Origin of the sequence: Micromonospora musae (genome assembly GCF_003626545.1) — a bacterium.
GTDB classification, from domain to species: Bacteria; Actinomycetota; Actinomycetes; order Mycobacteriales; family Micromonosporaceae; genus Micromonospora; species Micromonospora musae.
This window is the reverse complement of sequence record NZ_RAZS01000002.1, coordinates 772,087-794,555: the sequence shown is the minus strand read 5'-3', so window position 1 is coordinate 794,555 and position 22,469 is coordinate 772,087. Positions and strand designations below refer to the sequence as shown.

19 protein-coding genes are annotated in these 22,469 nt (G+C 74.2%); 7 read left to right on the top strand and 12 right to left on the bottom strand.

What is annotated here, in order from left to right; translation table 11 throughout:
* Positions 1 to 89: 89 nt before the first annotated feature.
* On the top strand, positions 90 to 782 hold the full coding sequence (locus D7147_RS07705) for a response regulator transcription factor (RefSeq protein WP_120675354.1): 693 nt from the start codon (positions 90 to 92) through the stop codon (positions 780 to 782).
* Positions 775 to 1,797 (top strand): sensor histidine kinase, encoded by a 1,023-nt coding sequence (locus tag D7147_RS07700; protein ID WP_120675007.1) that lies wholly within the window; start codon positions 775 to 777, stop codon positions 1,795 to 1,797. The genes D7147_RS07705 and D7147_RS07700 overlap by 8 nt, the downstream gene beginning before the upstream one ends.
* Positions 1,798 to 1,818: 21 nt before the next feature.
* Here the strand turns inward: D7147_RS07700 and D7147_RS07695 are convergent, their stop codons facing one another.
* The 3 genes from D7147_RS07695 to D7147_RS07685 are packed head-to-tail and all read right to left on the bottom strand — an operon-like array spanning position 1,819 to position 3,832.
* Positions 1,819 to 2,469, bottom strand: coding sequence for a class I SAM-dependent methyltransferase (locus tag D7147_RS07695; protein WP_120675005.1), 651 nt, complete (start codon positions 2,467 to 2,469; stop codon positions 1,819 to 1,821).
* The gene (locus D7147_RS07690; RefSeq protein WP_120675003.1) at positions 2,466 to 3,146 is read right to left on the bottom strand and encodes a TIGR04282 family arsenosugar biosynthesis glycosyltransferase; all 681 of its coding nucleotides are present in this window, start codon (positions 3,144 to 3,146) and stop codon (positions 2,466 to 2,468) included. The genes D7147_RS07695 and D7147_RS07690 overlap by 4 nt, the downstream gene beginning before the upstream one ends.
* Entirely contained in the window at positions 3,143 to 3,832 is a 690-nt protein-coding gene (locus D7147_RS07685) for a glycosyltransferase family 2 protein (protein ID WP_120675001.1), read from the bottom strand. The genes D7147_RS07690 and D7147_RS07685 overlap by 4 nt, the downstream gene beginning before the upstream one ends.
* Positions 3,833 to 3,977: 145 nt before the next feature.
* Here D7147_RS07685 and D7147_RS07680 point away from each other — a divergent pair, with 145 nt between their 5' ends.
* Entirely contained in the window at positions 3,978 to 5,366 is a 1,389-nt protein-coding gene (locus tag D7147_RS07680) for a hypothetical protein (RefSeq protein ID WP_120674999.1), read from the top strand.
* A gap of 101 nt (positions 5,367 to 5,467) precedes the next feature.
* Here D7147_RS07680 and D7147_RS07675 read toward each other — a convergent pair whose 3' ends face one another.
* A complete protein-coding gene (locus D7147_RS07675) occupies positions 5,468 to 6,532 on the bottom strand; it encodes an NAD-dependent epimerase/dehydratase family protein (RefSeq protein WP_120674997.1) in 1,065 nt (354 codons plus the stop codon).
* A gap of 256 nt (positions 6,533 to 6,788) precedes the next feature.
* On the opposite strand from D7147_RS07675, the gene D7147_RS07670 reads away from it, so the two are divergent.
* The 3 genes from D7147_RS07670 (at position 6,789) to D7147_RS07660 (ending at position 9,868) form a co-directional block, all read left to right on the top strand.
* On the top strand, positions 6,789 to 8,072 hold the full coding sequence (locus D7147_RS07670) for a molybdopterin-dependent oxidoreductase (protein ID WP_407663321.1): 1,284 nt from the start codon (positions 6,789 to 6,791) through the stop codon (positions 8,070 to 8,072).
* Positions 8,065 to 8,607 carry a hypothetical protein gene (locus D7147_RS07665; RefSeq protein WP_199734102.1) on the top strand — a complete coding sequence of 181 codons (543 nt, stop codon included), beginning with the start codon at positions 8,065 to 8,067 and terminating at the stop codon, positions 8,605 to 8,607. Before D7147_RS07670 ends, D7147_RS07665 begins: the two co-directional genes overlap by 8 nt.
* Before the next feature lie 160 nt (positions 8,608 to 8,767).
* Positions 8,768 to 9,868: an L-dopachrome tautomerase-related protein gene (locus D7147_RS07660; protein ID WP_199734101.1), complete on the top strand. Its 1,101-nt coding sequence runs from the start codon at positions 8,768 to 8,770 to the stop codon at positions 9,866 to 9,868.
* Positions 9,869 to 9,934: 66 nt separating this feature from the next.
* Here the strand turns inward: D7147_RS07660 and D7147_RS07655 are convergent, their stop codons facing one another.
* Positions 9,935 to 15,553 carry a GH92 family glycosyl hydrolase gene (locus D7147_RS07655; RefSeq protein WP_120674993.1) on the bottom strand — a complete coding sequence of 1,873 codons (5,619 nt, stop codon included), beginning with the start codon at positions 15,551 to 15,553 and terminating at the stop codon, positions 9,935 to 9,937.
* Positions 15,554 to 15,964: 411 nt separating this feature from the next.
* Between D7147_RS07655 and D7147_RS07650 the strand changes: the two genes are divergently transcribed.
* Complete coding sequence (locus tag D7147_RS07650) at positions 15,965 to 16,669, top strand: permease-like cell division protein FtsX (protein ID WP_120674991.1); 705 nt, start codon at positions 15,965 to 15,967, stop codon at positions 16,667 to 16,669.
* 30 nt (positions 16,670 to 16,699) lie between these two features.
* On the opposite strand, the gene D7147_RS07645 is transcribed toward D7147_RS07650, so the two are convergent.
* The 7 genes from D7147_RS07645 to D7147_RS07615 all read right to left on the bottom strand — a co-directional run bounded on the left by D7147_RS07645 (position 16,700) and on the right by D7147_RS07615 (position 22,466).
* The gene (locus tag D7147_RS07645) at positions 16,700 to 17,314 is read right to left on the bottom strand and encodes a VOC family protein (protein ID WP_120674989.1); all 615 of its coding nucleotides are present in this window, start codon (positions 17,312 to 17,314) and stop codon (positions 16,700 to 16,702) included.
* Between the two features lie 114 nt (positions 17,315 to 17,428).
* Positions 17,429 to 18,127 (bottom strand): RibD family protein, encoded by a 699-nt coding sequence (locus tag D7147_RS07640; protein WP_120674987.1) that lies wholly within the window; start codon positions 18,125 to 18,127, stop codon positions 17,429 to 17,431.
* Positions 18,124 to 18,777, bottom strand: coding sequence for a GTP cyclohydrolase II (locus D7147_RS07635; protein ID WP_120674985.1), 654 nt, complete (start codon positions 18,775 to 18,777; stop codon positions 18,124 to 18,126). Before D7147_RS07635 ends, D7147_RS07640 begins: the two co-directional genes overlap by 4 nt.
* Positions 18,778 to 18,835: 58 nt before the next feature.
* Entirely contained in the window at positions 18,836 to 19,798 is a 963-nt protein-coding gene (locus D7147_RS07630) for a lysylphosphatidylglycerol synthase transmembrane domain-containing protein (protein WP_120674983.1), read from the bottom strand.
* A 64-nt stretch (positions 19,799 to 19,862) separates the two neighbouring features.
* Positions 19,863 to 20,765 carry a class I SAM-dependent methyltransferase gene (locus tag D7147_RS07625; RefSeq protein ID WP_120674981.1) on the bottom strand — a complete coding sequence of 301 codons (903 nt, stop codon included), beginning with the start codon at positions 20,763 to 20,765 and terminating at the stop codon, positions 19,863 to 19,865.
* Positions 20,762 to 21,787, bottom strand: a complete 1,026-nt coding sequence (locus D7147_RS07620; RefSeq protein ID WP_120675348.1) for a glycosyltransferase family 4 protein — start codon at positions 21,785 to 21,787, stop codon at positions 20,762 to 20,764. The genes D7147_RS07625 and D7147_RS07620 overlap by 4 nt, the downstream gene beginning before the upstream one ends.
* A 280-nt stretch (positions 21,788 to 22,067) precedes the next feature.
* Positions 22,068 to 22,466: a 6-pyruvoyl trahydropterin synthase family protein gene (locus D7147_RS07615; RefSeq protein ID WP_120674979.1), complete on the bottom strand. Its 399-nt coding sequence runs from the start codon at positions 22,464 to 22,466 to the stop codon at positions 22,068 to 22,070.
* Positions 22,467 to 22,469: the final 3 nt, after the last annotated feature.

Here is a 22,469-nt window from a genome sequence, read left to right as displayed (position 1 = left end):
TCAGCCGGGTGGGACCGTAAGGAAGCCGCAACATCTCGCCCCGGCTGCTCGCCGAAGGCCCTGGTTAGGGTGGGCGCGGGGAGGTGCACGTGAGTCAGCGGGTGCTGGTGGTCGACGACGACCGGACGGTCAGCGACGTGGTCTGCCGCTACCTGGAGCACGCCGGCTACGAGGTCGACCACGTCGGGGACGGCCTGGCCGCGCTCGACGCGGTGCGGGAACGCCGGCCGCACCTGGTGGTGCTCGACCTGATGCTGCCCGGGTTGGACGGGTTGCAGGTGTGCCGGCGGCTGCGGCAGGGGTCGGACGGCGTACCGATCATCATGCTCACCGCGCGCGGCGACGAGGCCGACCGGGTGCTCGGCCTGCAGCTGGGCGCCGACGACTACCTGGGCAAGCCCTTCTCCCCCCGGGAACTGGTGCTGCGGGTCGGCTCGGTACTACGCCGATCCAAGGAGCTTGCGCCGCCGGAGGCGGAGCTCTTCGTCGACGCCGGTCTCGAGGTGGCGACCGGTCCCCGGGTGGCCCGGCTGCACGGCCGGGAGCTGTCCCTCACGCTGCGCGAGTTCGACCTGCTCGCTCACCTGATGCGGCACCCGGCGCGGGCGTTCCGCCGCGCCGAGCTGCTGGAGCGGGTCTGGGGCTGGACGTTCGGCGACGAGTCCACGGTGACCGTGCACGTACGCCGGCTGCGGGAGAAGATCGAGGACGACCCGGCCGAGCCACGGCGCATCGTCACCGTGTGGGGTGTCGGTTACCGCTACGAGCCCGCCGATGCGTGACCTCACACTGATCTTCGGGTTGGCGTTGGCGGCGGCGCTCGGCGTCGGGCTGGCCGGTGCCCTCGCGCTGCGGCTGCTGCGCCACCGGTCGATCACCGTGCACGTCTGCGTGCTGCTCACGATCACCGTGGCGGCGGTGGTGGCCGGCGTGGCGGTGGTCGCCCAGGCGATGTTCCTCTCCGCCCACGACCTCCAGGTCGTGCTGCTCACCGTGGCCGCCGCGGCGGCGGTGAGCCTCGCCATCGGCTGGTACTTCGGTCGGCGCCTCGCCGTCGCCGCGGTCTGGGCCGACCAGGCGCGCGAACGGGAACGCCGGATCGAGAAGGGTCGCCGCGACCTGGTCGCCTGGGTCTCCCACGACCTGCGTACGCCGCTGGCCGGCCTGCGGGCGATGGCCGAGGCGCTCGAGGACCGGGTGGTGGACGACCCGGCGACGGTCGCCGAGTACCACCGGCGCATCCGCGTCCAGACCGACCGGATGACCCGGCTGGTGGACGACCTGTTCGAGCTCTCCCGGATCAACGCGGGCGCGCTGCGGCTCTCGCCGGCCTCGCTGTCGCTCGGCGAGGTGGTCTCCGACGCCCTCGCCGCCGCCGCGCCGCTCGCCACCGCCCGGGGGATCAGACTCGTGGCCGCCGACTCCGGCTGGCCCACCGTGCTGGCCAGCGAGCCCGAGCTGGCCCGGGTGGTGGGCAACCTGCTGCTCAACGCGGTGCGCTACACCCCCGAGGACGGCACCGTGCAGGTCGACGGGGGCCGGGACCACGACGGGGTCTGGCTCGCGGTGGCGGACACCTGCGGCGGCATTCCGGAGCGGGACCTGCCGCGCCTGTTCGACGTGGCCTTCCGGGGCGAGCCGGCGCGTACGCCGCCGGGCGGCAACGGGGAGAGCTCCGGCGGGCTGGGCCTGGCCATCGTGCGGGGACTGGTCGAGGCGCACGGCGGTCGGGTGAACGTGCGGAACACGGCCGACGGATGCCGGTTCGTCGTCCGGCTGCCCGCCGCCGCCGGCTGACCGGGGCGCTCCGAGGTTCGGTCACGCGGCCGGTACGGCCAGCTCGCCGAACCAGCGCCCGCCCCGCCGGAACACGCCGCGCACGGTGAGCCGGGCGTGCGCGGCGACCTGGTGCACCGCGCGGATGTCCAGCCGGGCCCAGCGGAACACCGGCCCCAAGGTGCTCGTCCCCGGCCGCCGTGGCGAGGCCACCCGGGCGTCGCCCTGCCAGAGCCCGAGGCCGGGCGGTTCCAGCTCGACCAGCACCGTGCCCGCCACGCCGAGCAGGGCCCGACAGCGGGCCAGCAGCGCGACCGGGTCGCCGCCGATGCCGATGTTGCCGTCGAGCAGGACGGCGTGCGCCCACCGGCCCTCGGCGGGCAGCGGCGCGAACAGGTCACGGTGCAGCGCCACGGCCCCGCGGGCCCGGGCCGCCGCGACCGCGTACGCGCTCAGGTCCACCCCGACGGCGGTGACCCCGGCCCGGGCCAGCGCCACCGTGAGCCGGCCGGGGCCGCAGCCGAGGTCGAGCGTCGGGCCGACGCAGCGGGCCACCACCTCGGCTGTGACCGGCTCGGCCGGACCGTGCCACCGACGAACCGGCAGGCGCTGCCGTACGCCGTCGCCGTGCACGAGCCAGTGCCCCTCGCCGTCACGGTCGCGCAGTGCCGTGGCGAAGCCGTCGACGGTCATCCGGGGCTTCCGGACACCATCGCCCGGCGGACCGTACCGACCTGTCGGGCGAACCGGCCGGACGGCGCCTCGGCGGCGACCGCGAGCGCGTCGGGCCACTCGTCGACGTCGCGCAGCAGCGGCAGCGGCACGGGACGCAGGCCCCGATCCTCCAGCGCGGACCAGGTGAGCCAGCCGGTGCGGGGGGTGGACATCGGCACCGTACGCAGCAACGTCGCGTCCCGCGGCTCGCGCAGCCCCAGCGCCCACCAGCCGCCGTCGACCGCCGTCCCGAGCACCGCTTCGGCACCGGCCAGGCGCAGTACCGCCGCGCCGAGCCCGGCCGGGGTCAGCTGCGGGGTGTCCATGCCGATCTGGAGCACCGGGCGACCCGGGAAGGCGGCGGCCACCTCGGCGTACGCGTTGGCGAGCCGGTCGCCGAGCCCGCCGCCCCGCTGCGCCAGCACCGTCCAGCCGCGCAGGGCGGTGACGAGGCCGGCCGCGTCCTGCGCGTCGGTCAGCCGGCCGGCGCAGGCGAGCACCGGGGTGACGCCGGGCGTGCCGCAGACCGCGTCCAGGGTGTCCCGCAGCGCGGCGGCGGCGATCCGGGCCGCCTGCAGGGGGCTGGCCGGCGGGCAGAGCCGGGTCTTCACCGCACCCGGCACCGGTGCCTTCGCCGCCACCAGCAGCACGGTCACCGGGGGCCGTCCACGGTGCGCAGCACACCGGCGAAGTCGCGGGTCGCCCGGAGCGTGCCCCGTACCGAGCCGGAGACCTTCGAGCGGGTGCCGGCCGCGCGCGGCGCGTACCGCACGTCGACCTCGTGGATCCGCCAACCGGCGGCGGCGGCGCGGATCAGCAGTTCGAGGGGGTAGCCGAAGGCCCGGTCGGTGACGCCGAGGGCGAGCAGCGCCTCGCGACGGGCGACCCGGATCGGGCTGAGGTCGCGCAGCGGTACGCCTCGGCGGCGCAGCAGCGCCGCGACCAGGGCGGTACCGGCCCGGGCGTGCCACGGCCAGACGCCCACGCCGACCGGCCGGCGACGACCGACGGCGAGCTCCGCCGCGCCGGCCGCCACCGGGGCGACCAGCGCCGGCAGCTCCCCGGGGTCGAACGAGCCGTCGGCGTCGAGCACGCAGACCAGCTCGGTCCGGGCGGCCTCCAGTCCGGCGTGCACGGCGGCGCCGTAACCCCGCCGCCGCTCGTGCACCACCCGGGCGCCGTACCCGGCGGCGACCTGCGGCGAGCCGTCCCGGGAGCCGTTGTCGACCACGATCGCCCGGTACCCGGCGGGCAGGGCGGTGAGCACCTGCGGCAGCGCGGCGGCCTCGTCCAGGCAGGGCAGCACGACGTCGATCGGGGTGGGGTCGTTCTGGGTCGGCATGAGGCCGACGCTAGGTCGCGGCCGGGTCGTCCGGGGCCGGAACGTCCTTACCGAACGCTTACCGCGCGGGCGATTCTTACCGGACGGTGACGGCGCGGCCGTTCCGCCCCCGCCGGCTGTCGCGCCGTCGTACCGTCCCCTGGTCATGGCCTCCGCACCCACGCTCACCGCCGCTCCCGGCCGGGCCGCAGAACACCGGCACCGCGCCGACCTCGCGGTGCTCGCGGTGGAGGTCGTGCTGCTCGGGGTCGCGGTCGGCGTGGGGCTCGTGCTGAACCGGCGCGACGTCGGCCTGTACGCGGACGCCGCGCCGCTCTACGCCAAATGGCAGCCGCACCTGGGCTGGGGCACGCCGGCCGCGCTGCTGATCGCGGTCGCGGTGCTCGGCTGGGGGGTGCGCTGGGCGCGTACCGCCCGATGGGGTGCGCTGCTCGCCGCCGGCTGGGCCTCGTCGGTGGCCTGGACGCTGTCGTTGGCGCTGGTGGACGGCTGGTCGGCGGGGCTGACCCGACGGCTGACGGCGCAGGCGGAGTACCTGACCGAGGTGCCGGGGGTGACCGACATCCCGGCGATGCTGGCCGGGTTCACCTCCCGGATCCTCGACTTCCGGCCCGAATCGTGGTCCACCCACACCGCCGGGCATCCGCCGGGTGCGCTGCTGCTCTTCGTCGGGCTGGACCGGGTGGGCCTGGGCGGCGGTGCCGCCGCGGGGCTGGCCTGCGTCCTGGTCGGGGCGACGGTCACGGTGTCGGTGCCGGTCACGCTGCGGGCGCTCGGCGCCCCGGAGGCGGCCCGCGCGGTGGTGCCGTTCCTGGTGCTGCTGCCGGGCGCGGTCTGGATGGGCGTGTCGGCCGACGCGCTCTTCGCCGGGGTGGTCGCCGCCGGGCTCGCCCTGCTGGCGGTACGCGGCCCCACCGCCGCCGCGCTCGGCGGCGTGCTGCTCGGCTTCGCGCTCTACCTGTCGTACGGCTTCGTGCTGGTCGGGGCGCTCGCGCTGGCGGTGCTGGTGCTGCGCCCGGCGGCCCGGCTGCGGGCGCTGCTCGCCGGTGGCGTCGGGGTGCTCGCCGTGGCGGTGGCCTTCACCCTGGCCGGTTTCCACTGGTGGGAGGGGTACCGGCTGCTCGTCGAGCGCTACTACCAGGGCTGGGCCGCCGAGCGGCCGTACGCCTACTGGGTCTGGGCGAACCTGGCGGCGCTGCTGCTCTGCGCCGGCCCGGTGGTCGGCCCGGCGCTGCGCCGGGCGGTGGCCGCGGCCACCGGCCGGGCGCGCGCCGGCTGGCGGCGGGCGGCGCTGGCCACGGCGGTACGCGACGCCGGCCCGGCCGTCGTGCTGCCGTTGGCCGCCGCCGTGGCGGTGGCCGCGGCGGACGTGTCGGGGCTGAGCAAGGCGGAGGTGGAGCGGATCTGGCTGCCGTTCGCGGTCTGGCTGCTGGCCGCCGCCGCGCTGCTGCCCGCCCGCGCGCGCCACTGGTGGCTGGCCGGGCAGGTGGCCACCGCGCTCGCCGTCAACCACCTGCTCTGGACGGTCTCCTGACGGCCGGGCGCACGCCCGCGACGGAGCAGACCGCCCGGCCCGGATCGGCGGCGGCGAAGGGCGGTGGATCGATGACAGCGACGGCCCGAGGCCGAGACGGGTCAGCTCGACAGGACCGCCGGTTCGCGCAGCGGGTCGGTGGCGAAGCCCGCCACGCCCTCGGCGAAACCGACCCGGGCGGTGTAGCCGAGCAGCTCGGCGGCGCGGCCCGGGTCGGCGACCACGTGCCGCACGTCGGCCGCCCGCGCGCCGCCGACGACCAGCGGGGCCGGGCCGGCCATCGCGTCGGCCAGGGTCTGCGCCAGCTCGCCGACGGTGTGCGGCTCGCCGGAGCAGACGTTCACCGGCACCAGCGCGGCCGTGGGCGCCGGCGCGGTGAGCGCCAGCAGGTTCGCCCGGGCCACGTCGGTGACGTGCACGAAGTCGCGTCGCTGCCGGCCGTCCTCCAGGACCCGGGGCGGCAGGCCGGCGGCGAGCGCGGACCGGAAGATCGACGCGACCCCGGCGTACGGGGTGTCGCGGGGCATGCGGGGGCCGTAGACGTTGTGGTAGCGCAGCGCCCACACTCCCCCGCCGGTCTGCCGGGCCCAGGCTGCGGCGAAGTGCTCCTGGGCGAGCTTGCTGGCCGCGTAGGTGCTGCGCGGCTCCAGCGGGGCGTCCTCCGGCACCAGCGCCGGGGTGAGCGGCTCGTCGCAGCGGGGGCAGGTGGGGTCGTACCGGCCGGCCGCCATCTCCTGTGCCCGGCGTGGGGACGGGCGCACCACTCCGTGCGCGGCGCAGTGATAGCGCCCCTCGCCGTAGACCACCATCGAGCTGGCCAGCACGAGGCGGGACACGCCGGCGCGGTACATCGCGGCCAGCAGCACCGCCGTGCCGAGGTCGTTGTGGCCGGCGTACTCCGGCGCGTCGGACGGGTCGAGGCCGTGCCCCACCATCGCCGCCTGGTGGCAGACCGCGTCCAGACCCGGCAGCAGCCGGTCCAGCAGCCGGCCGTCGCGGACGTCCCCCCGCACCAGGTCGTGCCGGCGCGCCCACTCCGGCGGCTGCGCGCCGTGGGCCTGCGGCAGCAGCGCGTCCAGCGGCACCACCTCGTGCCCCTCGGCGACGAGCAGGTCGGCGACCTGCGATCCGATGAACCCGGCCGCGCCGGTGACCAGTACCCGCATGTCCGGTCACGGTAGGCCAGTCGGACAGCCGGCGGGCCGGTACGGCGAACCCGTAAGGAGTTGGCAACAGGTGGCGCCCGGCCGGTGGGTCGGTAAGCCTCCGGTAATGCGGCAAACCCGGCCACCGGGCCCGACGGTCGGCCACGATGACCAGGAAGTCGACCACCCGATCGAGGAGGAGGCACGAGTGCCAGCCAGCGATCCGTCCGCCGGGGAACGCACCGGTCCGGCCGGCGACCACGGCTCGCCCCGGGCGCTGTGGCAGGCCCTCGACCGGCATCGGCCGCCCGGCGCCGACGCGGTCACGACGGGCTGGCGCAGCCCACTGCGGGGTCCGCGGCTCACCTCGTTCTACGGCCTGGTGCTGCTCGTCACGCTGCCGCTGGTCATCGTCACCGGCCTGCTGGACTACGCCGCGTACAGCCCGCAGTTCGGGCAGGCGTTCCCGTTCGACGTGGGCTGGTTGCGGCTGCCGCCCTTCGACTGGCCGACCCGGCCGGCGTGGCTGTTCCAGCTCACCCAGGGGCTGCACGTGGGGCTCGGGATCGTCATCGTGCCGGTGGTGCTGGCGAAGCTCTGGTCGGTGGTGCCGAAGCTCTTCGACTGGCCGCCGGCCCGCTCGGTGGCGCAGGTGCTCGAACGGCTCTCCCTGCTGCTGCTCGTCGGTGGGATCCTCTTCCAGATCGCCACCGGCCTGCTCAACACGCAGTACGCGTACGTCTTCGGCTTCGACTTCTACACGGCGCACTACTTCGGGGCCTGGGTCTTCACCGCCGCGCTCGTGGTGCACGTGGTGTTGAAGCTGCCCCGGCTGGTGACAGCGCTGCGGTCCCGGCCGCCCGGCGCCGAGCTGGGTACGCCCCGCGCCGCCACCCGGCCCGAGCCTCCGGACCCGGACGGGCTGGTGCCGGTGAGGCCGGGCCCACCCACGGTGAGCCGGCGCGGCGCGGTCGCCCTGGTCGGCGGCGGCTCGCTGCTGTTGGCCGCGTTGACCGTCGGACAGCACGTCGACGGCCCGCTGCGCCGCACGGCCTGGCTGCTGCCGCGGGGTCAGGACCCGGGCGACGGGCCGAACGGGTTCCAGATCAACCGGAGCGCCGCGGCGGCGGGGATCCGGCCCGCCGACACCGGCCCCGGCTGGCGGTTGACGCTGCGCGGCGGCGGGCGCACCGTGACCCTGGACCGCGCCGGGCTGCTCGCGATGGCGCAGCACACCGCGCGGCTGCCGATCGCCTGCGTCGAGGGCTGGTCGACCACGCAGACCTGGACCGGCGTACGGCTGCGCGACCTCGCGGCGCTCGCCGGGGTGCCCGACCCGGCGGCGGCGCACGTCGAGTCGCTGGAGCGCGCGGGACTGTTCCGCCAAGCCACGCTCCAGGCGAACCAGGTGCGCGATCCGGACTCCTTGCTGGCGCTGCGGGTCAACGGGGCCGACCTCTCCGCCGACCACGGCTTCCCGGCCCGGGTCATCGTCCCGGCGCTGCCCGGGGTGCACTGCACGAAGTGGGTGGCGAGCATCGAGTTCCGCGCCGATGGGTGAGCTCTTCGCGCGGCTGCGGGCCGCATACGGCGCCGGTCCCCGGCACCTGCTCGTCCTGCTGCTCTGCTTCGTGGTCACCGGCTGGGTGGCGTTGCGGGTGGCCGGCGAGGCCACGGCGGGTCGGATGCTGCTCTGGTTCGTCGGCGCGGTGATCCTCCACGACCTGGTGCTCTTCCCCCTCTACGCGCTGCTCGACCGGGGGCTGCGCACCGCGGTCGGGGTACCCGCCCGGCCGTCGCCGTCGGGCGCGCCGTCGGGCGACGCGGGGCGGGCGGCGGCCCGGCTGGCGCTGCTCAACCACGTGCGGGTGCCGGCGCTCGGCGCCGCCCTGCTCTTCCTCGTCTACCTGCCGGGGGTGCTCGGCTGGGGCGCGGACACCTACCGGGCCGCGACCGGCCAGGAGCGGACCCCGTTCCTGGGCCGCTGGCTGGTGCTCAGCGGCGCGTTGTTCCTGCTCAGCGCCGTGCTGTGGGCGATCAGGTGGGCCCGGTGGCGAACGGTTCGCCGCAGTGCTGAGCGGGTCGAGCGAGGGTGACCGGGCCGGACGGTGGGACGGTTTCAGCAGCGCCTCGCCGGGAAGCACGGGGGCGGGTCCTTCGCGGCACCGGCCCGCGCCGCCACCACCGAGGGGGTACGTCCATGGGAAGCCTGGCCAGGCCCACGCCCCGCCAGGGCGCCGCCGCCCGGGGCGCGGCGTGAACGGGCCGGTGGGCGCCGAGCCGCTCGGCGAGCTGGAGCTGGTGCACACCTTCACCGGGCCGATGCCGACGGGCGTGACCGTTTCGCACACCGGGCGGATCTTCGTCAACTTCCCGCAATGGGGTGATGACCCGCCGGCCACGGTGGTCGAGCTGCGCGACGGTCGGGAGGTGCCGTTCCCGGACGAGCGGTGGAACTCCCCCGGCGGGGACGACGACGCGCAGGCGTTCGTGTCGGTGCAGTGCGTGGTGGTCGATCCGGCCGACCGGCTCTGGGTGGTGGACACCGGCAGTCCGCTGATGCGGCCGACGAAGCCGGGTGGCCCGAAACTGGTCCGCGTCGACCTGGAGACCGATCAGGTCGCCCAGGTGATCACGTTCCCGCCCGACGTGGCGCTGCCCAGCTCGTACCTCAACGACGTCCGCTTCGACCTGCGGCGCGGCCGCGCCGGGCTGGCCTACCTCACCGACTCCGCCGGCGACGGCCCGAACGGCATCGTGGTCGTCGACCTCGCCAGCGGCCACTCCTGGCGGCGACTGCACGACCACCCGTCGACGAAGGCCGAGTCGCTGCACGGCTACCGGCCGATGGTCGAGGGTCGGCCGCTGCTGCAACGTCCGCCGGACGGCCCGCCGAAACCGCTCTCGATGGGCTCCGACGGGATCGCCGTGAGCGCCGACGGAGCCCGGCTCTACTACTGCCCGCTGATGTCGCGGCACTGGTACAGCGTCTCCACCGACGCCCTCGCCGACGCGTCGATGCCCGAGGAGGAGGTGGCCGACGCGGTCGTCGACGAGGGCGACAAGGGCACCGGTTCGGACGGGCTGGAGAGCGACGACGCGGGACGGCTCTACTTCACCGCCTACGAGCACAACGCGGTGTTCCGGCGGCGGCCCGACGGGCGGTTCGAGACGCTGCTGCACGACCCGCGTCTGCTCTGGCCGGACACCATGTCGGTCGCCACCGACGGGCACCTCTACGTCATCGCCAACCAGCTGCACCGGCAGGCCAACTACCAGGGCGGGCAGGATCGGCGGCGCAAGCCGTACGCCCTGTTCCGGACCCCGATCGACGCCGGGCCGGTGCTGCTGCGCTGACCGGCGAACGAGAGTGGGCGGGCCGGGAACACCCGGCCCGCCCACTGCGGTGGTACTACCTCAGGCTCAGTTCGAGCCGGTGACCCGGAACGGCAACGCGATCTGCGTCTTCGAGTCGGCGCCGGTCAGCGTGACGCTGGTCGAGCCGACCTTCGCCTCGCCGGCGACGCTGACGACCACACCGGAGAGGACGCCGTCGGCGTTCGCCCGCACGGTGCTGATCGCGAGGCCGGCACCGAAGCGGACGGTGACCGCCTCGTTCGGTGCGAACCCGTGACCTTCGACCATGATCGCCGTGCCGCGCGGCCCCGACGTGGTCAGCAGCCCGGCCCGCGGCTGGTACGTCCGCGCCTGCGCCTGCTCGGTCACCTGGACGGTGGCCGTCGCGGGCGTCCGCGAGGACGCGCCGGTGGCGGTGACCGCGTAGCGGCCGGGCTGCGCCGCGTCGGAGGTCGCGATCGTGGCCCGCACCGCTCCCGCCGCGGAGGCGGTGACCTTCATGGTCCGCGCCGGGCTGGTGCCGAGCGTCACGGTCACCTGCTCGCCGGCGGCGAAGCCGCTGCCGTTGACGGTGATCGTGTCGCCGGTGGCGACCGAGGCCGACGCCGAGGTCGCGATCGCAGGTTGGCGCTTGCCGCCGCCCACGGTCACGGTGAAGGTCCCGGTGCTGCTGGAGCGGGTGTCCCACGCGGTGACGTGCACCGTGTAGGTGCCCTCCCGCAGGTAGGTGTGGGTTCCGCTCAGCGCGCCGGAGGCGTCGATCGTGACGTCCTGCGGAACCGTGCCGTCACCCCACTGCACCCGCGCCCGGTAGCCGGTGGCGTCGGGGACGCCGCCGCTGACCGAACCGAGGCTCGTGGCGAGGGCCTGACCGGCGGTGGCCGTCTGGTCCTTCGCGGCGGCGACCGCCAGCTCGGCGGCGGGCGTCCCGTCGTCGGCGATGGCGAAGACGTGGATCCGGCCGGCCGAGCCGGGGTCACCGGTCTGCGTCGGCAGGGTCACCGAGACCAGCGTCTTGCCGTCCGGGATCTGGTACGGCGCGGTGGCGAAGAGGAACGGCTGGGCGCCGTCCCGACTCGTGCCGTGCAGCCGGTACGCCGTCTTGGCGACGACCAGGTTGCCGTAGGACGGCGTGCCGTTGGGGTTGCCGCCCAGCGTCCAGTCGCTCATCTGGATCGGGATGGCGGCGGTGCTGCCGTCGCTGAACGTCGCCGTCCCGGTCGTGCTCTGGTTGCCCTGCGTGCCGGCGCCGACGAACGAGATGCTCCGGGCGTCGTCGGGCAGGTCGAGCGCGATCGTGCGTCCGTTGCCGGTGGCGTCGTCCGGCTGCCCCGCCGGGATGGCCGGCAGCGTGAAGTGCAGCGACGTGCCCGGCACCTGGTGCCGCTCGCCCTGCGTCACACCGGCCGCCGTCAGGGCGGCCCGCGAGTACGCCCACTGCTTGGCGTCGCAGTTCGCCGCGAGGACGCCCTCGTCGCCGACGCAGACGGTGTCGAAGGACGCGACGAGGCCGCCGCTCGGGGCGTAGGCCACGTCGACGCCGACGGTCGCGGAACCCTGGCCGTCGCCGTCGGTGACGGTGACGCTCGCCTGGTGGTGACCGGGCGTGGCGTAGGTGTGCGAGCCGCTGACCCGGTAGACGGCGCGCGAGCTGAGGGTCAGGGTGCCCTCGGTGACCGGGGAGCCGTCACCCCAGTCGATGGTGGCCCGGTAGCCCTCGGCGTCGCCGCCGGTGACGGTGGCCAGCGGCACCGAGACGGGCGCGCCGGCGTACGCGTCGACGCTGCCCGCGGCGGTCACCGCGATGTCGCCGCCACCGAGTTCGAGGTCACCGCCGGCGAGCAGCTCGATCTCGGCGAGGTTCGGCTGTGCGGCGCCGACGGTCTTCGTCACGACGAGGCGGAACGCGGCGTACCGGCCCGGCTTGTCGATCTTGAAGGGACGCGTCTGGTTCCGCCACCGGAACACCTCGCCCTTGCGGGAGTCGACGGTGCTCCAGGTGATGCCGTCGTTGGAGCCCTGGAGTCGCCACTCGGCCGGGTCGCCCTGGGCCGCCCCGGAGGTGAGGGTGTAGTACGCCGGCTTCTGCTTCTTGCCGCGGTACGCCCAGCTGACCTGCGGCGTCGCCGAGGTGAAGGTCAGCTGCGTGACCGACGAGTCGTCGAAGAGCTTCGCCGCGTCCTGACCGCCGGTCGCGGTCGCGGTGCCGAGACCCGGTCCGGTGGTGTCCTGCAGCGGCTCGGGCGCGTCGTTGCCCTTGGTCAGCGACGGCGGCGCGTCGTTCTTGCCGCTGCCCCAGGACGACGGGTTGGCGCCCATCCGGAAGTCGATCGTGCCGCCCCGGGCGAACGCGGAGACGTCGACGGAGAGCCCGCGCTGCTTCTTGCCGTTGACCTCGACGTCCTGCACGTAGACGTTCTTCGTGCTGTTGTTCGGCGCGTTGACGACGATGTCGCCGTTCGTGCGGTGCACGACCATCCGGGTGAACTGCGGCGAGCCGATGGCCCACTGGGACGAGCCGGCCTGCAGCGGGTAGATGCCCAGCGAGCTGAGGACGTACCAGGACGACATCTCGCCGTTGTCCTCGTCACCCAGGTAGCCCTGGCCGATCTCGCTGCCGACGTAGAGGCGCTGCAGGATCTCCCGGACGCTCGCCTGCGTCTTGGCCGGCGCGCCCGCATAGTCGTACATGTACGGGATGTGGTGCGACGGCTGGTTGCTCATACCGAGCTGCCCCATCCGCACGGCACGCGCCTCGAGCATCTCGTGGATGATGCCGCCGTAGCCGCCGGGACGGTCGGCCTTCTCCGGGGTGGCGAAGAACTCGTCGAGCTTGCGCTCCAGGGCCTTCTGCCCGCCGTACAGGTTGGCCAGGCCCTGACCGTCCTGCTGCGCGGTGAACGCGAAGTTCCACCCGTTGGTCTCGGTGTAGACGCCACCCCAGTCCAGCGGGTCACCGTCGAGGAAGTTCCCGGCGGCGTCCCGACCCTGGAAGAGCTTCGTCTCCGGGTCGAAGAGGTGGACGTAGTTGCGGGCCCGCTGCAGGAAGTACTCCGACTCGTCCTTGAGCCGGTCGCGCTCCGACTTCGGCGTGGTCGGATCCTTCGCCAGGGCCGCGGCCATGTTGCCGATGCCGTAGTCGTTGATGAAGCCCTCCAGGGCCCACGACACCGACTCACCGGTGGAGGTCGGCGTGTAGCCGAGGAAGAGCGAGGTCTCCACGCCCTTGCGGCCGACCTCGCTGCGCCCGGACGCGACGGTCGCGTCCTTGACGGCGGCGTCGTACGCGGCGAGCGGGTCGGGCAGCTTCACCCCGCTGAGGTACGCCTGCGCCACCGCCACGTTCGCGCTGGTGCCGGTCATCAGGTCGGCGTAGCCGGGCGACGACCAGCGGGCGATCCAGCCGCCGTCGCGGTAGTGCTGGACGAACCCGTCGGCGATCCGGGCCGCCACGTCCGGGTAGAGCAGCGAGTACGCCGGCCACACGGTGCGGTAGGTGTCCCAGAATCCGTTGTTGACGTAGATCTGCCCGTCGACGATCTTCGCGCCGGTGTGCGTGGCGGTCGAGGAGCCGGTCGGCGCCGACACCGGGCTCGCGTACTGCCAGTGCGGCTTGGCGGCAGTGCCGGTGTTCTCCGACTGCGAGTTCGGGTACAGGTTCAGCCGGTACAGGTTCGAGTAGAGCGTCACCAGCTGCGTCTCGCTCGCGTCCCGTACCTCGATCCGGCCGAGGCGCTCCTGCCAGGCGGCGGTGGCGGCGGCGTGGACCTGGTCGAAGCTCTTCCCGGTGACCTCCAGGTCGAGGTTCTTGCGGGCCTGGTCGACCGAGAGGAACGAGGTCGCGATGCGCATCGTCACCTGACGGTTCGACGAGACGTCGAAGGTGGCGGAGGTCGCGGCGGAGGCGGTCGGCGCCCGGTCGAAGGAGCCGGCCACGAACATCCGGCTGCGACCGGCCGAGAAGCCGCTTCCGTTGTCGACCCAGCCGGTGAACGTGCCGTCCGTGCCGATGCTGAAGGTGCCGTTGTAGAAGACGAGGCTTCCGGTGGTCTGCCCGGACGGGAAGGTGAACCGCATGGCGCCGGCGTGGTCGGTGGGCGACACCTCGGCGACCAGGCCGTTCTGCAACGAGACCCGGTAGTGGTCGGGCCGCGCCGTCTCGTCGTCGTGGCTGAAGGCGACCGCCCGGCTGGCCGGCGACCCGGTGAGGGGCCCGTCGCCCGTGACCGGCATGACCGACATCTGGTTGCGGTCACCCATCCACGGGCTCGGCTCGTGAGAGATCGCGAGGCCCTGCAGGGTGGGCAGGTTGGCCTCGTTGTTGTAGCGGGCGTAGTGGTACTGCCACGAGTCGGAGACCGCGTCGGTCACCGGCGTGAAGAAGTTGAAGCCGTTCGGCACCGAGGTGATCGGCAGGTTGTTGCCGCGCGAGAAGCCGCCCGTCGAGTTGGTGCCACGCCGGGTGTCGACGTAGTTGGTCAGCTTCGAGCCGTCGATCCGCTCCGGCGAGCCGGTCAGCTCGACGTCGTCGAGCCAGCCCTGGAACCGGGTCTTCCCGGTGGCCTGCGGGTTGTCGTACGCGAGCAGGATCCGGTCGATCGTCTTGCCGTTCGCGATCGCGCCGACGTCGGTCTGCACCGCGTTCCACTGCTCGGCGTAGAGCACCTTCGCCGCGCCCTGACCGGCGGCGGTGAGCTGGTAACCGTGCTGGTCGAGCGGGGAGCGACCGCTGAGGTACGTGCCGTCGGTGAAGTGCAGGTCGACGGCCGCGTAGGTCGAGGGGTACTGCCCGTCGTCGCCGGTGAACTCGGGGAAGATCTTGTAGGAGAGGCGGGTCTTCGGCCCGACCGGGATCCGGACGTCGAAGAGCTTGTTGGTCGCGTACGCCCGGCCGTCGCCCTCGGCGCCACCCGCGTAGCGCAGGGCGGCCGTTCCGGTGAAGCCCGCACCCGGCTTGGTGGTGTAGCCGTCGGCCGGACCGCCGCCGAGCACGCTGAACATCGGGTTGGACGGCGGCCGGACGTCCGAGCCGTCGCCGATGTTCCAGTCGGCGAGCTGCAGCAGCGCGTCACCGAAGTTCGCGGTGACGTTCAGCCGGTAGTAGCCGTAGGCGGTCTTGTTGGTGAAGCTGTAGACCTTGGCGGCGTACCGGCCGTCGAACTTCTCGTCGGCGCGCTTGTCCAGGTCGGTCCAGGTCTCACCGTCGTTGGACCCCTGCAGGACGAAGTCCTTGGGGTCGCGGCCCGGTGCGTCGTTCGCAGAGGTCAGCGCGTACCGCGCGACCACAGCGGGCGCGGAGAGCCGGTAGGTCACCCAGCCGGTCTTCTCGAACGCGAGCCACTTGGTCGACGAGTCGTCGTCCTTGAGCATCGCGGCGATCTCGTTCGGCGGGTTGTCGGCGCTCGCGGTCACCGCGGCGACCTTGCCGAGCAGGCTGTCGGGCAGGGTGGCGACCTTGCCGCTGAGGTTCGCCTGGACGGGCTTACCGTCCTTGCCGACCTCGACGGTGCTCGTGACGGGCTGGGGATCGGCGGCCTCGAACGAGGAGCTGAAGTCTCCGGGCGTCGTCGTGGGCGCGGCGTTCGCGAGGGGCGCGCCCACGAGCAGTCCCACCGGCAGCATCGCCGCGGTCACCGCGGCGAGCAGTCGGCGCGACGAGGGGCGCGCGAATGAGGGGTACGACATGCAGGTAGGGCCTTTCGACTCGATCCGCGTCGAGTACGTCGAGGGTGGTGGCGAAGCGGACCGCGATCGCGCGGCCCGTCTGGTGTGGATGGTGTGGCGAGGTGCTCAGGCCGGTCGAACCGACCGTCGGAGTGCACGTCAGGCCGTCATGGCACCGCCGGACAGGATGCTCGCAGTCCTGCTGCGGGACCCGCCGATCTCGGCATGGCGCTCTCCTTCACGGTCGCGGCCTGACATCGTTGTCATGCGGACCGGTGACCCACCGAACGCAGGCCACTGAACCGTCGCTGATAGTCCCGGCCGAAACACCGCCGTGTCAACGAGTTGATCAAACCGCAACATCGGGAACCGTTGTCCGGTCGTTCGCGGCGGGTCCACCGCAGAGGCCTCGAGCAATTACGATCCGACTCCATGCGTCGTGTCGTGCCGGTGTTGGCCTCCGTGCTCCTGCTGACCCTGTCCGGTTGTACCACCGAGCCGGCGGAGTCCGCGCACACCACGGTGACCGTCATCCTGGACCAGGATGTGACACCCGAGCAGAAGAGCGCGGTGGAGCAGCGGCTGCGCTCGATGCCGAGCGTCGAAGGCGTCGCCTTCGAAACGCGCGAGCAGGCGTACGCCCGCCAGAAGGAGACCCTGGAAGACGAGCCCGACCTGCTCGCGCAGCTGAATCCCGAGTACGTGCCGGAGTCGTTCCACGCCACCGTCACCGACCCGCTGGCCGCCGAGGCGATCGAACTCGTCATGGGCACGGTCGACCAGGTCGGCTCGGTCGTGCTCCGCATCGCCGAAGCCGATCCGCTGCCATCGCGGATCGGGGTGATCGTCCGGATGGAAGCAACGGCCACCGCAGAGCAGCTGGGCGCCGTGGAGAGGGCCGTCCGGGCGCTGCCGCACGCGGAGTCGGTCGAGGCCGAGAAGCGCGACGCGGCGTACGAGCGCCTGCGTGAGCAGTGTCAGGGCAAGGGTGATCTGGCCACGCAGCTCGACCGGCAGTCGATGCGCGACTCGGTGCGGTTCGAGCTCCCCCTGGACAAGAAGTCGCCCGGGATGTCAAAGCTGATCGGGCTTGACGGCGTCGACGTCCTGGAGATGGTGCCGGCGACGATGCTCTGACGTACCAGATCTCCTGGTCGTAGTGGGGGCTCAGGTGGGCAGCTCGGTGCCGGCCTGCTCGCTGATCATGTACTGCGCGTACCAGCCGGGCCAGTCCGGGTCCGTCTTCCCGGTGCGCTTCTCGTGCTCGCCGTGGGCGGCCTCCGCCCGACGAAGCGCGCTCGCCAGGTCGCTCTTCGAAGCGAACGACGTCTCCGCGGCCTCGACCCGGCCGGGGAGCCGGGTCGTGATCTCCTGCACCAGCCAGGTGTTGCCGTCGGGGTCGCTGAACGTGGCGCGCGAGAAGTAGCTGCGCCGATCGGGATCCAGCCCACTCGCCGGGCCCTGCGGGGTGACGTGCATGATCTCGCCGACGTCGACCCCGGCGCCGACCAGGGCGTCGCGGGCCGCCTCGAGATCGGACACGACCAGGTAGTTGCTCGCGGAACCGGGTGCGGCCGGCGTGAGGTCCGGGCCGAACTGGACCGAGCACCCGGAGCCGTGCGGCGTCAACTGGACGATCCCGGGCGGAGTCTGGTCGAGCCGCCACCCGAGGCGCAGGTAGAACTCCTTCGCGCGGTCCACGTCCGCGACCGGCAGGATCACGACCTCGAGCTTCATGTCCACGTTCTCGATGCTCGCCGCGTCACTCCGGGCACCCGGCATCGTGGCCTCCCTGGCTCGGTCACCGCACCTTCCGCAACATCAACCTACTGCGTCCGCGGCCGCCGGGTGCCCCGTTCCCCGCATCGCCCCGCCCCCCGCCGGACCGCCCCCCGATCAGGACGGACAGCGGTCGGAGAGGGCGTAACGGACCAGCACCACGTCCCCGATCTGGCGGACCTCCGCCACGGCGGCGCGCCGCCCCGGATGCCACGGGTACCGGCCGTCGGCGACGAACCGCGGCGCCCGGCAGTCGCCCACGAAGAACGGCGCGAGCACCAGGTGCAGCTCGTCCACCAGCCCCGCCGCGAGGAACTGCGCGTGCACGCTGCCGCCGCCCTCGACCATCAACCGGCCTACGCCCCGGGCGGCGAGGTCGGCGAGCACCTCGGCGAGGCCCAGCGGCTCGCCGCCGTCGATCACGGTCGCCAACGCGCCGACCCGTTCGGAGGTCTTCTCCAGCGCGCCCGAGGCGCAGTAGACGAGCCGCTCCGCCTCCCCGGCGGTGAAGAAGCGGGCCGCCGGGTCCAGGTCACCGCGGGCCGTGATGGTCACCTTGGCGGGCGTACCGGGCAGACCGGCAGCCACCCGTTCGCTGCGCCGCCCCGCCGAGCGGATCAGCAGCCGCGGGTCGTCGCGGCGTACCGTGCCCGCGCCGACGAGGATCGCGTCGCAGCCGGCCCGCACCTCGTCGATCCGGTCGAAGTCGTCGTCGTTGGAGAGCAGCAGCCGCTGGTCGGTCGCGTCGTCGATGTAGCCGTCGATGGAGGTCGCGCAGCTCAGCAGCACGTACGGCCGCGCCGGCCCGGCGGTCACCGAACGGCCGGCAGGTCGGGGGTGCGGGCCGCGCGGCTGGCCTTCGCCGCGAGGTACTCGGCGTTGACCGGGGAGAGGTACACCCCGGTCGGCACCCGCTCGGTCACCGTCACACCCAGCCGGTCGAGCCCGGTGGCCTTCTCCGGATTGCTGCTCAGCAGCACGATGCCGGGGACGCCGAGGGCGGCGAGCATCTGCGCGGCGGCACTGTAGTCACGTTCGTCCTCGCCGTGACCCAGCGCCACGTTCGCCTCGTACGTGTCCAGCCCGGCGTCCTGCAGCGCGTACGCGTCGAGCTTCGCGTACAGGCCGATCCCCCGCCCCTCCTGCCGCAGGTAGAGCAGGAAACCCCCGGCCTCGGCGATCCGCTCGACCGCCTCGCGCAACTGCGGGCCGCAGTCACAGCGCTGGCTGCCGAACACGTCGCCGGTCAGGCACTCGCTGTGCGGACGGACCAGCGGCGCGGGGCCGCCGTCGGCGTACCGGTCGAGCGCTCCCGCCCAGTCGCCGAGCCCGAACGCCAGGTGTTCCCGGCCGTCGACCAGCCCCTTGAAGGTGAACACCCGGGCGCTGGTGGCGTACCCGTCCGGGAACCGCAGCGGCACGGTCACCTGGGTACGGATCGTCGCGACTGGGAGTGCTTCCGACATGCGTCTCCTTACGTCCGGCGCGGCCTGGCCCGGCCGCGCGTACCGCCCCGTTCAACACTCAACCACGCTGCGCAGCTTCCCGCCGTCCCAAGAGCGGCAGGGTCCGCCGGCCGAGCTGAAGCGGATTCGGGATCCGTCGACCGAGCAGCACCGCCGCGCCCGGCAGGCTCGCGACCAGCACCAGCGCCCCGTACACCGTCGCGGTCGCCACCCCCTGGGCGGCGGTCAGGCCGGCGGCGCCGAACGCCCAGGCGGCCACGCCCTCCCGGGGGCCGAACCCGGCGACGTTGAGCGGCAGCCCCATCGCCAGCAAGGCGAGCAGAGTCAGCGGCAGCAGCCGCGACAGCGGCGCGGTGGCCCCGGCGGTGCGCGCCGCGAGCAGGAAGGTGGCCAGGTGCCCGGCGACCATGGTCGCGGAGGCGAGCAGGACGCCCAGCCAGGTGCGCCGGGCGAGCAGACCGGCCCGGACGTCGCCGGCGACCGCGCGCGCCGCCCGCGCCCAGCGGGACCTCCCCGCCCGCGGCAGCACCCGGGCCGCCAGCGCCGCGCCGAGCACGGCGGCCACCAGCAGCCCACCCACCACCGGCAGGTACGAGCGCACCGGTGACGGGAGGAGGGCGAGCAGCACCAGCGCCAGCACCACCTGGACGACCTGGCCGGCGGTGCGCTCCCACACCACGGCGCGTACGCCGCGGCCGACGTCCCCCGCGTCCCGCCCGTGGCTGACCGCCCGGTGCACGTCGCCGAGCACCCCGCCGGGCAGCGTCGCGTTGAGGAACACCGCCCGGTAGCTGTGCGCGACCGCGGTGCGCAGCGGCAGCCGTACGCCCAGCCCGCCGGCGACCAGGCTCCACCGCCACGCGCCGCAGACCGTGGTGACCGCACCGATCACGACGGCCGCCGCCAGCGCCCGACCGTCGATCAGCGCCAGACCGTCGAGGACCGCGCCGCCGCCCACCCGCCACAGCAGTACGCCGAGCAGCCCGAGGACGCCGAGTGTCCGCGCCCAAGCCCAGAACATCCGCGCCGGCCCCCCATCGAAAGATCGCTCTCCCTGATAGGCACGGGCGGCGGGCCCGAACGGTTCAGCCGGCCAGCAGGTCCTCGTGCTCGACCAGCACGGTGAGCCGGCCGGCGGCCGCCTCGGCGAGCCGGCGGCGCGCGTACCCGGCCGCCCGTCGCGCCAGGTCGGGACGCTGCTCACCGGCCGCCGCGAGCCAGCCACGGAACCACTCGGCGGTCAACTCCGCCTGGTCCGGGCCGAGCCGCCACGGGCTGGGTCGAGTCACGACGGGCACGCCGTGCCGGGTGAACGCCTCGACCGCGGCGTCGACCGCGTCCGGTCCGAGCAGCCGCCGGCCGCCGACGCTGCGGCGCTGGTGGTCGTTGAACGCCTCGGCGATCTCCGCGTCGAGCGGGTCCGCCGGGCTGAACCGCACCCGCCCGACCACCGAGATCATGAAGAGGGTGGGCCGGCCCGCGCAGGCCGCCACCACCCGCTCGACCTCCTCGGCGGTGAGCATGTCCAGCAGCGCGGAGGCGGTGACCAGGTCGGCTTGCGCGAGGTCGGCGTCGGTGAGCCGGGTCAGGTCGGCACACCGGGTCGCCACGGTGACCGGGCTTCCGTCGGCGGCGCTGACCCTGGCCGGTACGGCGGCGGTCGTGGCGCCCGCGCCGGCGGTGGTCGCCACCTCCGGGGTGACGGTGGCCGTCCCCACGGTCGGGGCGGTGGCGACGGCCGCACCGGTGGCGGCCAACGAGAGCAGCGCCGGGTCACGGTCGTAAAGGGTCCAGTGCTGCGGGCCGGGCAGGCGCGGGGCCAGCCAGCGCAGCATCGAGCCGGTTCCGCTGCCCAGGTCGTGGATCGTCAGCGGCCCGGCGGGCAACCGCTTCCGGAGCGCGTCGACCAGTTCACCGGAGCGGGCCGCCGCGTCGGCGGCCTCCCGGAGCCCGAGCCACACCGCGAACGGCGACACGACAGTGGTCACGCCGCCACCCCCGCCAACACCGTCGCCACCCGCGACGCCGTCACCGACCAGCCGGTGAGCGTGCCCCGCCGGTCCCGAGCGGCCCGGCCGAGCCGGGTGCGCAGGTCGGCGTCGCCCAGCCAGCGGCGCAGCCCGCCGGCCAGCGCCGTCGGATCGCCCGCCGGGACCAGCAGCCCCGGCGGCTCGCCGCCGGACGTCCGGCCCAGCGCCTCCGGCAGACCACCGACGGCGGTGCCGAGCACCGGGACGGCGCGGGCCAGCGCCTCGGTGACCACCATGCCGTACGTCTCCGCGCGCGACGGCAGCACGAGCAGGTCCGCGGCGTCGTAGGCGGCGTCGAGCCGGTCCCCCGTGCACGGCCCGGCCAGCCGGACCCGGTCGGCGAGCCCGGTGGCGGTCAGCCGCGCCCGCAGCTCGACGACGAAGCCGGGATCCCGGGTGAGCGCACCCACGCAGACGCACGTCCACGACAGCTCGGCGACCTGCGCCAACGCCTCGACCAGCACGTCGTGGCCCTTCGTGGCGGTGACCGCGGCGACGCAGAGCAGCGTCCCGCCGGTGCCGCTGCCGGTGGCCGGCGACGCCGGGTCCACCCCCGGCTCGGCGACCCGCACCCGGTCGGCCGGCAGGCCGTACCGGTCGAGCAACCGGTCCCGCGTCCAGCCGCTGGTGGCCACCACCGCCCGCGCCACCGCGAGGGCCCGCGCCTCGGTCTCGTCGTCCAGCGGCATGTGCACCAGGACGACGAGCCGCAACCGGTCGCCGTGCGACGCCAGCACCTCCGGCGTCGCCGAGGCGATCAGGCCGTCGATCAGGACCGTCGCGCCGTCCGGCAGCGCCGCGAGCCCCTCGTCGAGCGCGGCCCGGGCAGAACGGTCCGGCCGGGGCCACTCCCCCGCCACCGCGTGCTCGCGCACCGTCCAGCCCTGCTCGGCCAGGCCCCGGCAGAGCCGCCGGTCGTACCGGTTGCCGCCGCTCGGCGAGCCCGGGTCGTCGATGTCGTTCGGCAGTACGACGTGCACCTCACCGGCGCCCCCGGTGCCACCCGCCGCGGCGGCCGCCCGTGTCGCCGCCCCCGTCACAGAGCTTGCCCTCCGTTCGCGACTGCGGGGCTCGCAAGCTCACTCCTCGCGCTCACCGAACTTGCCCTCCGTTCGCGACTGCGGGGCTCGCAAGCTCACTCCTCGCGCTCACCGAACTTGCCCTCCGTTCGCGACTGCGGGGCTCGCAAGCTCACTCCTCGCGCTCACCGAACTTGCCCTCCGTTCGCGACTGCGGGGCTCGCAAGCTCACTCCTCGCGCTCACAGGGACCGCTCGTAGCTGGCCCACGCCACGTGCGACTCGTGCAGCGTGACGGTGATGCCGTCCAGGTGGCGCGCCCCCGCGCCGAGCTGACCGGCGTGCACCCGCTCGACGAGCCGGTCGGCGACCGTCCGGGCGAGCACCTCGGTGGTGGTGTTCACCCCGGCGAAGGCCGGCTCGTCGTCCAGGTTCCGGTAGGTCAGCTCGCCGAGGACCGCCTTGAGCTGGTCGGTGGCCAGGCCGATGTCCACCACGATGCCGTCCTCGTCCAGCTCGGCGCGGCGGAACGTGGCGTCGACCACGAACGTCGCGCCGTGCAGGCGCTGCGCGGGACCGAAGACGTCCCCACGGAAGCTGTGGGCGATCATCATGTGATCACGGACGGTCACACTGAACACTTA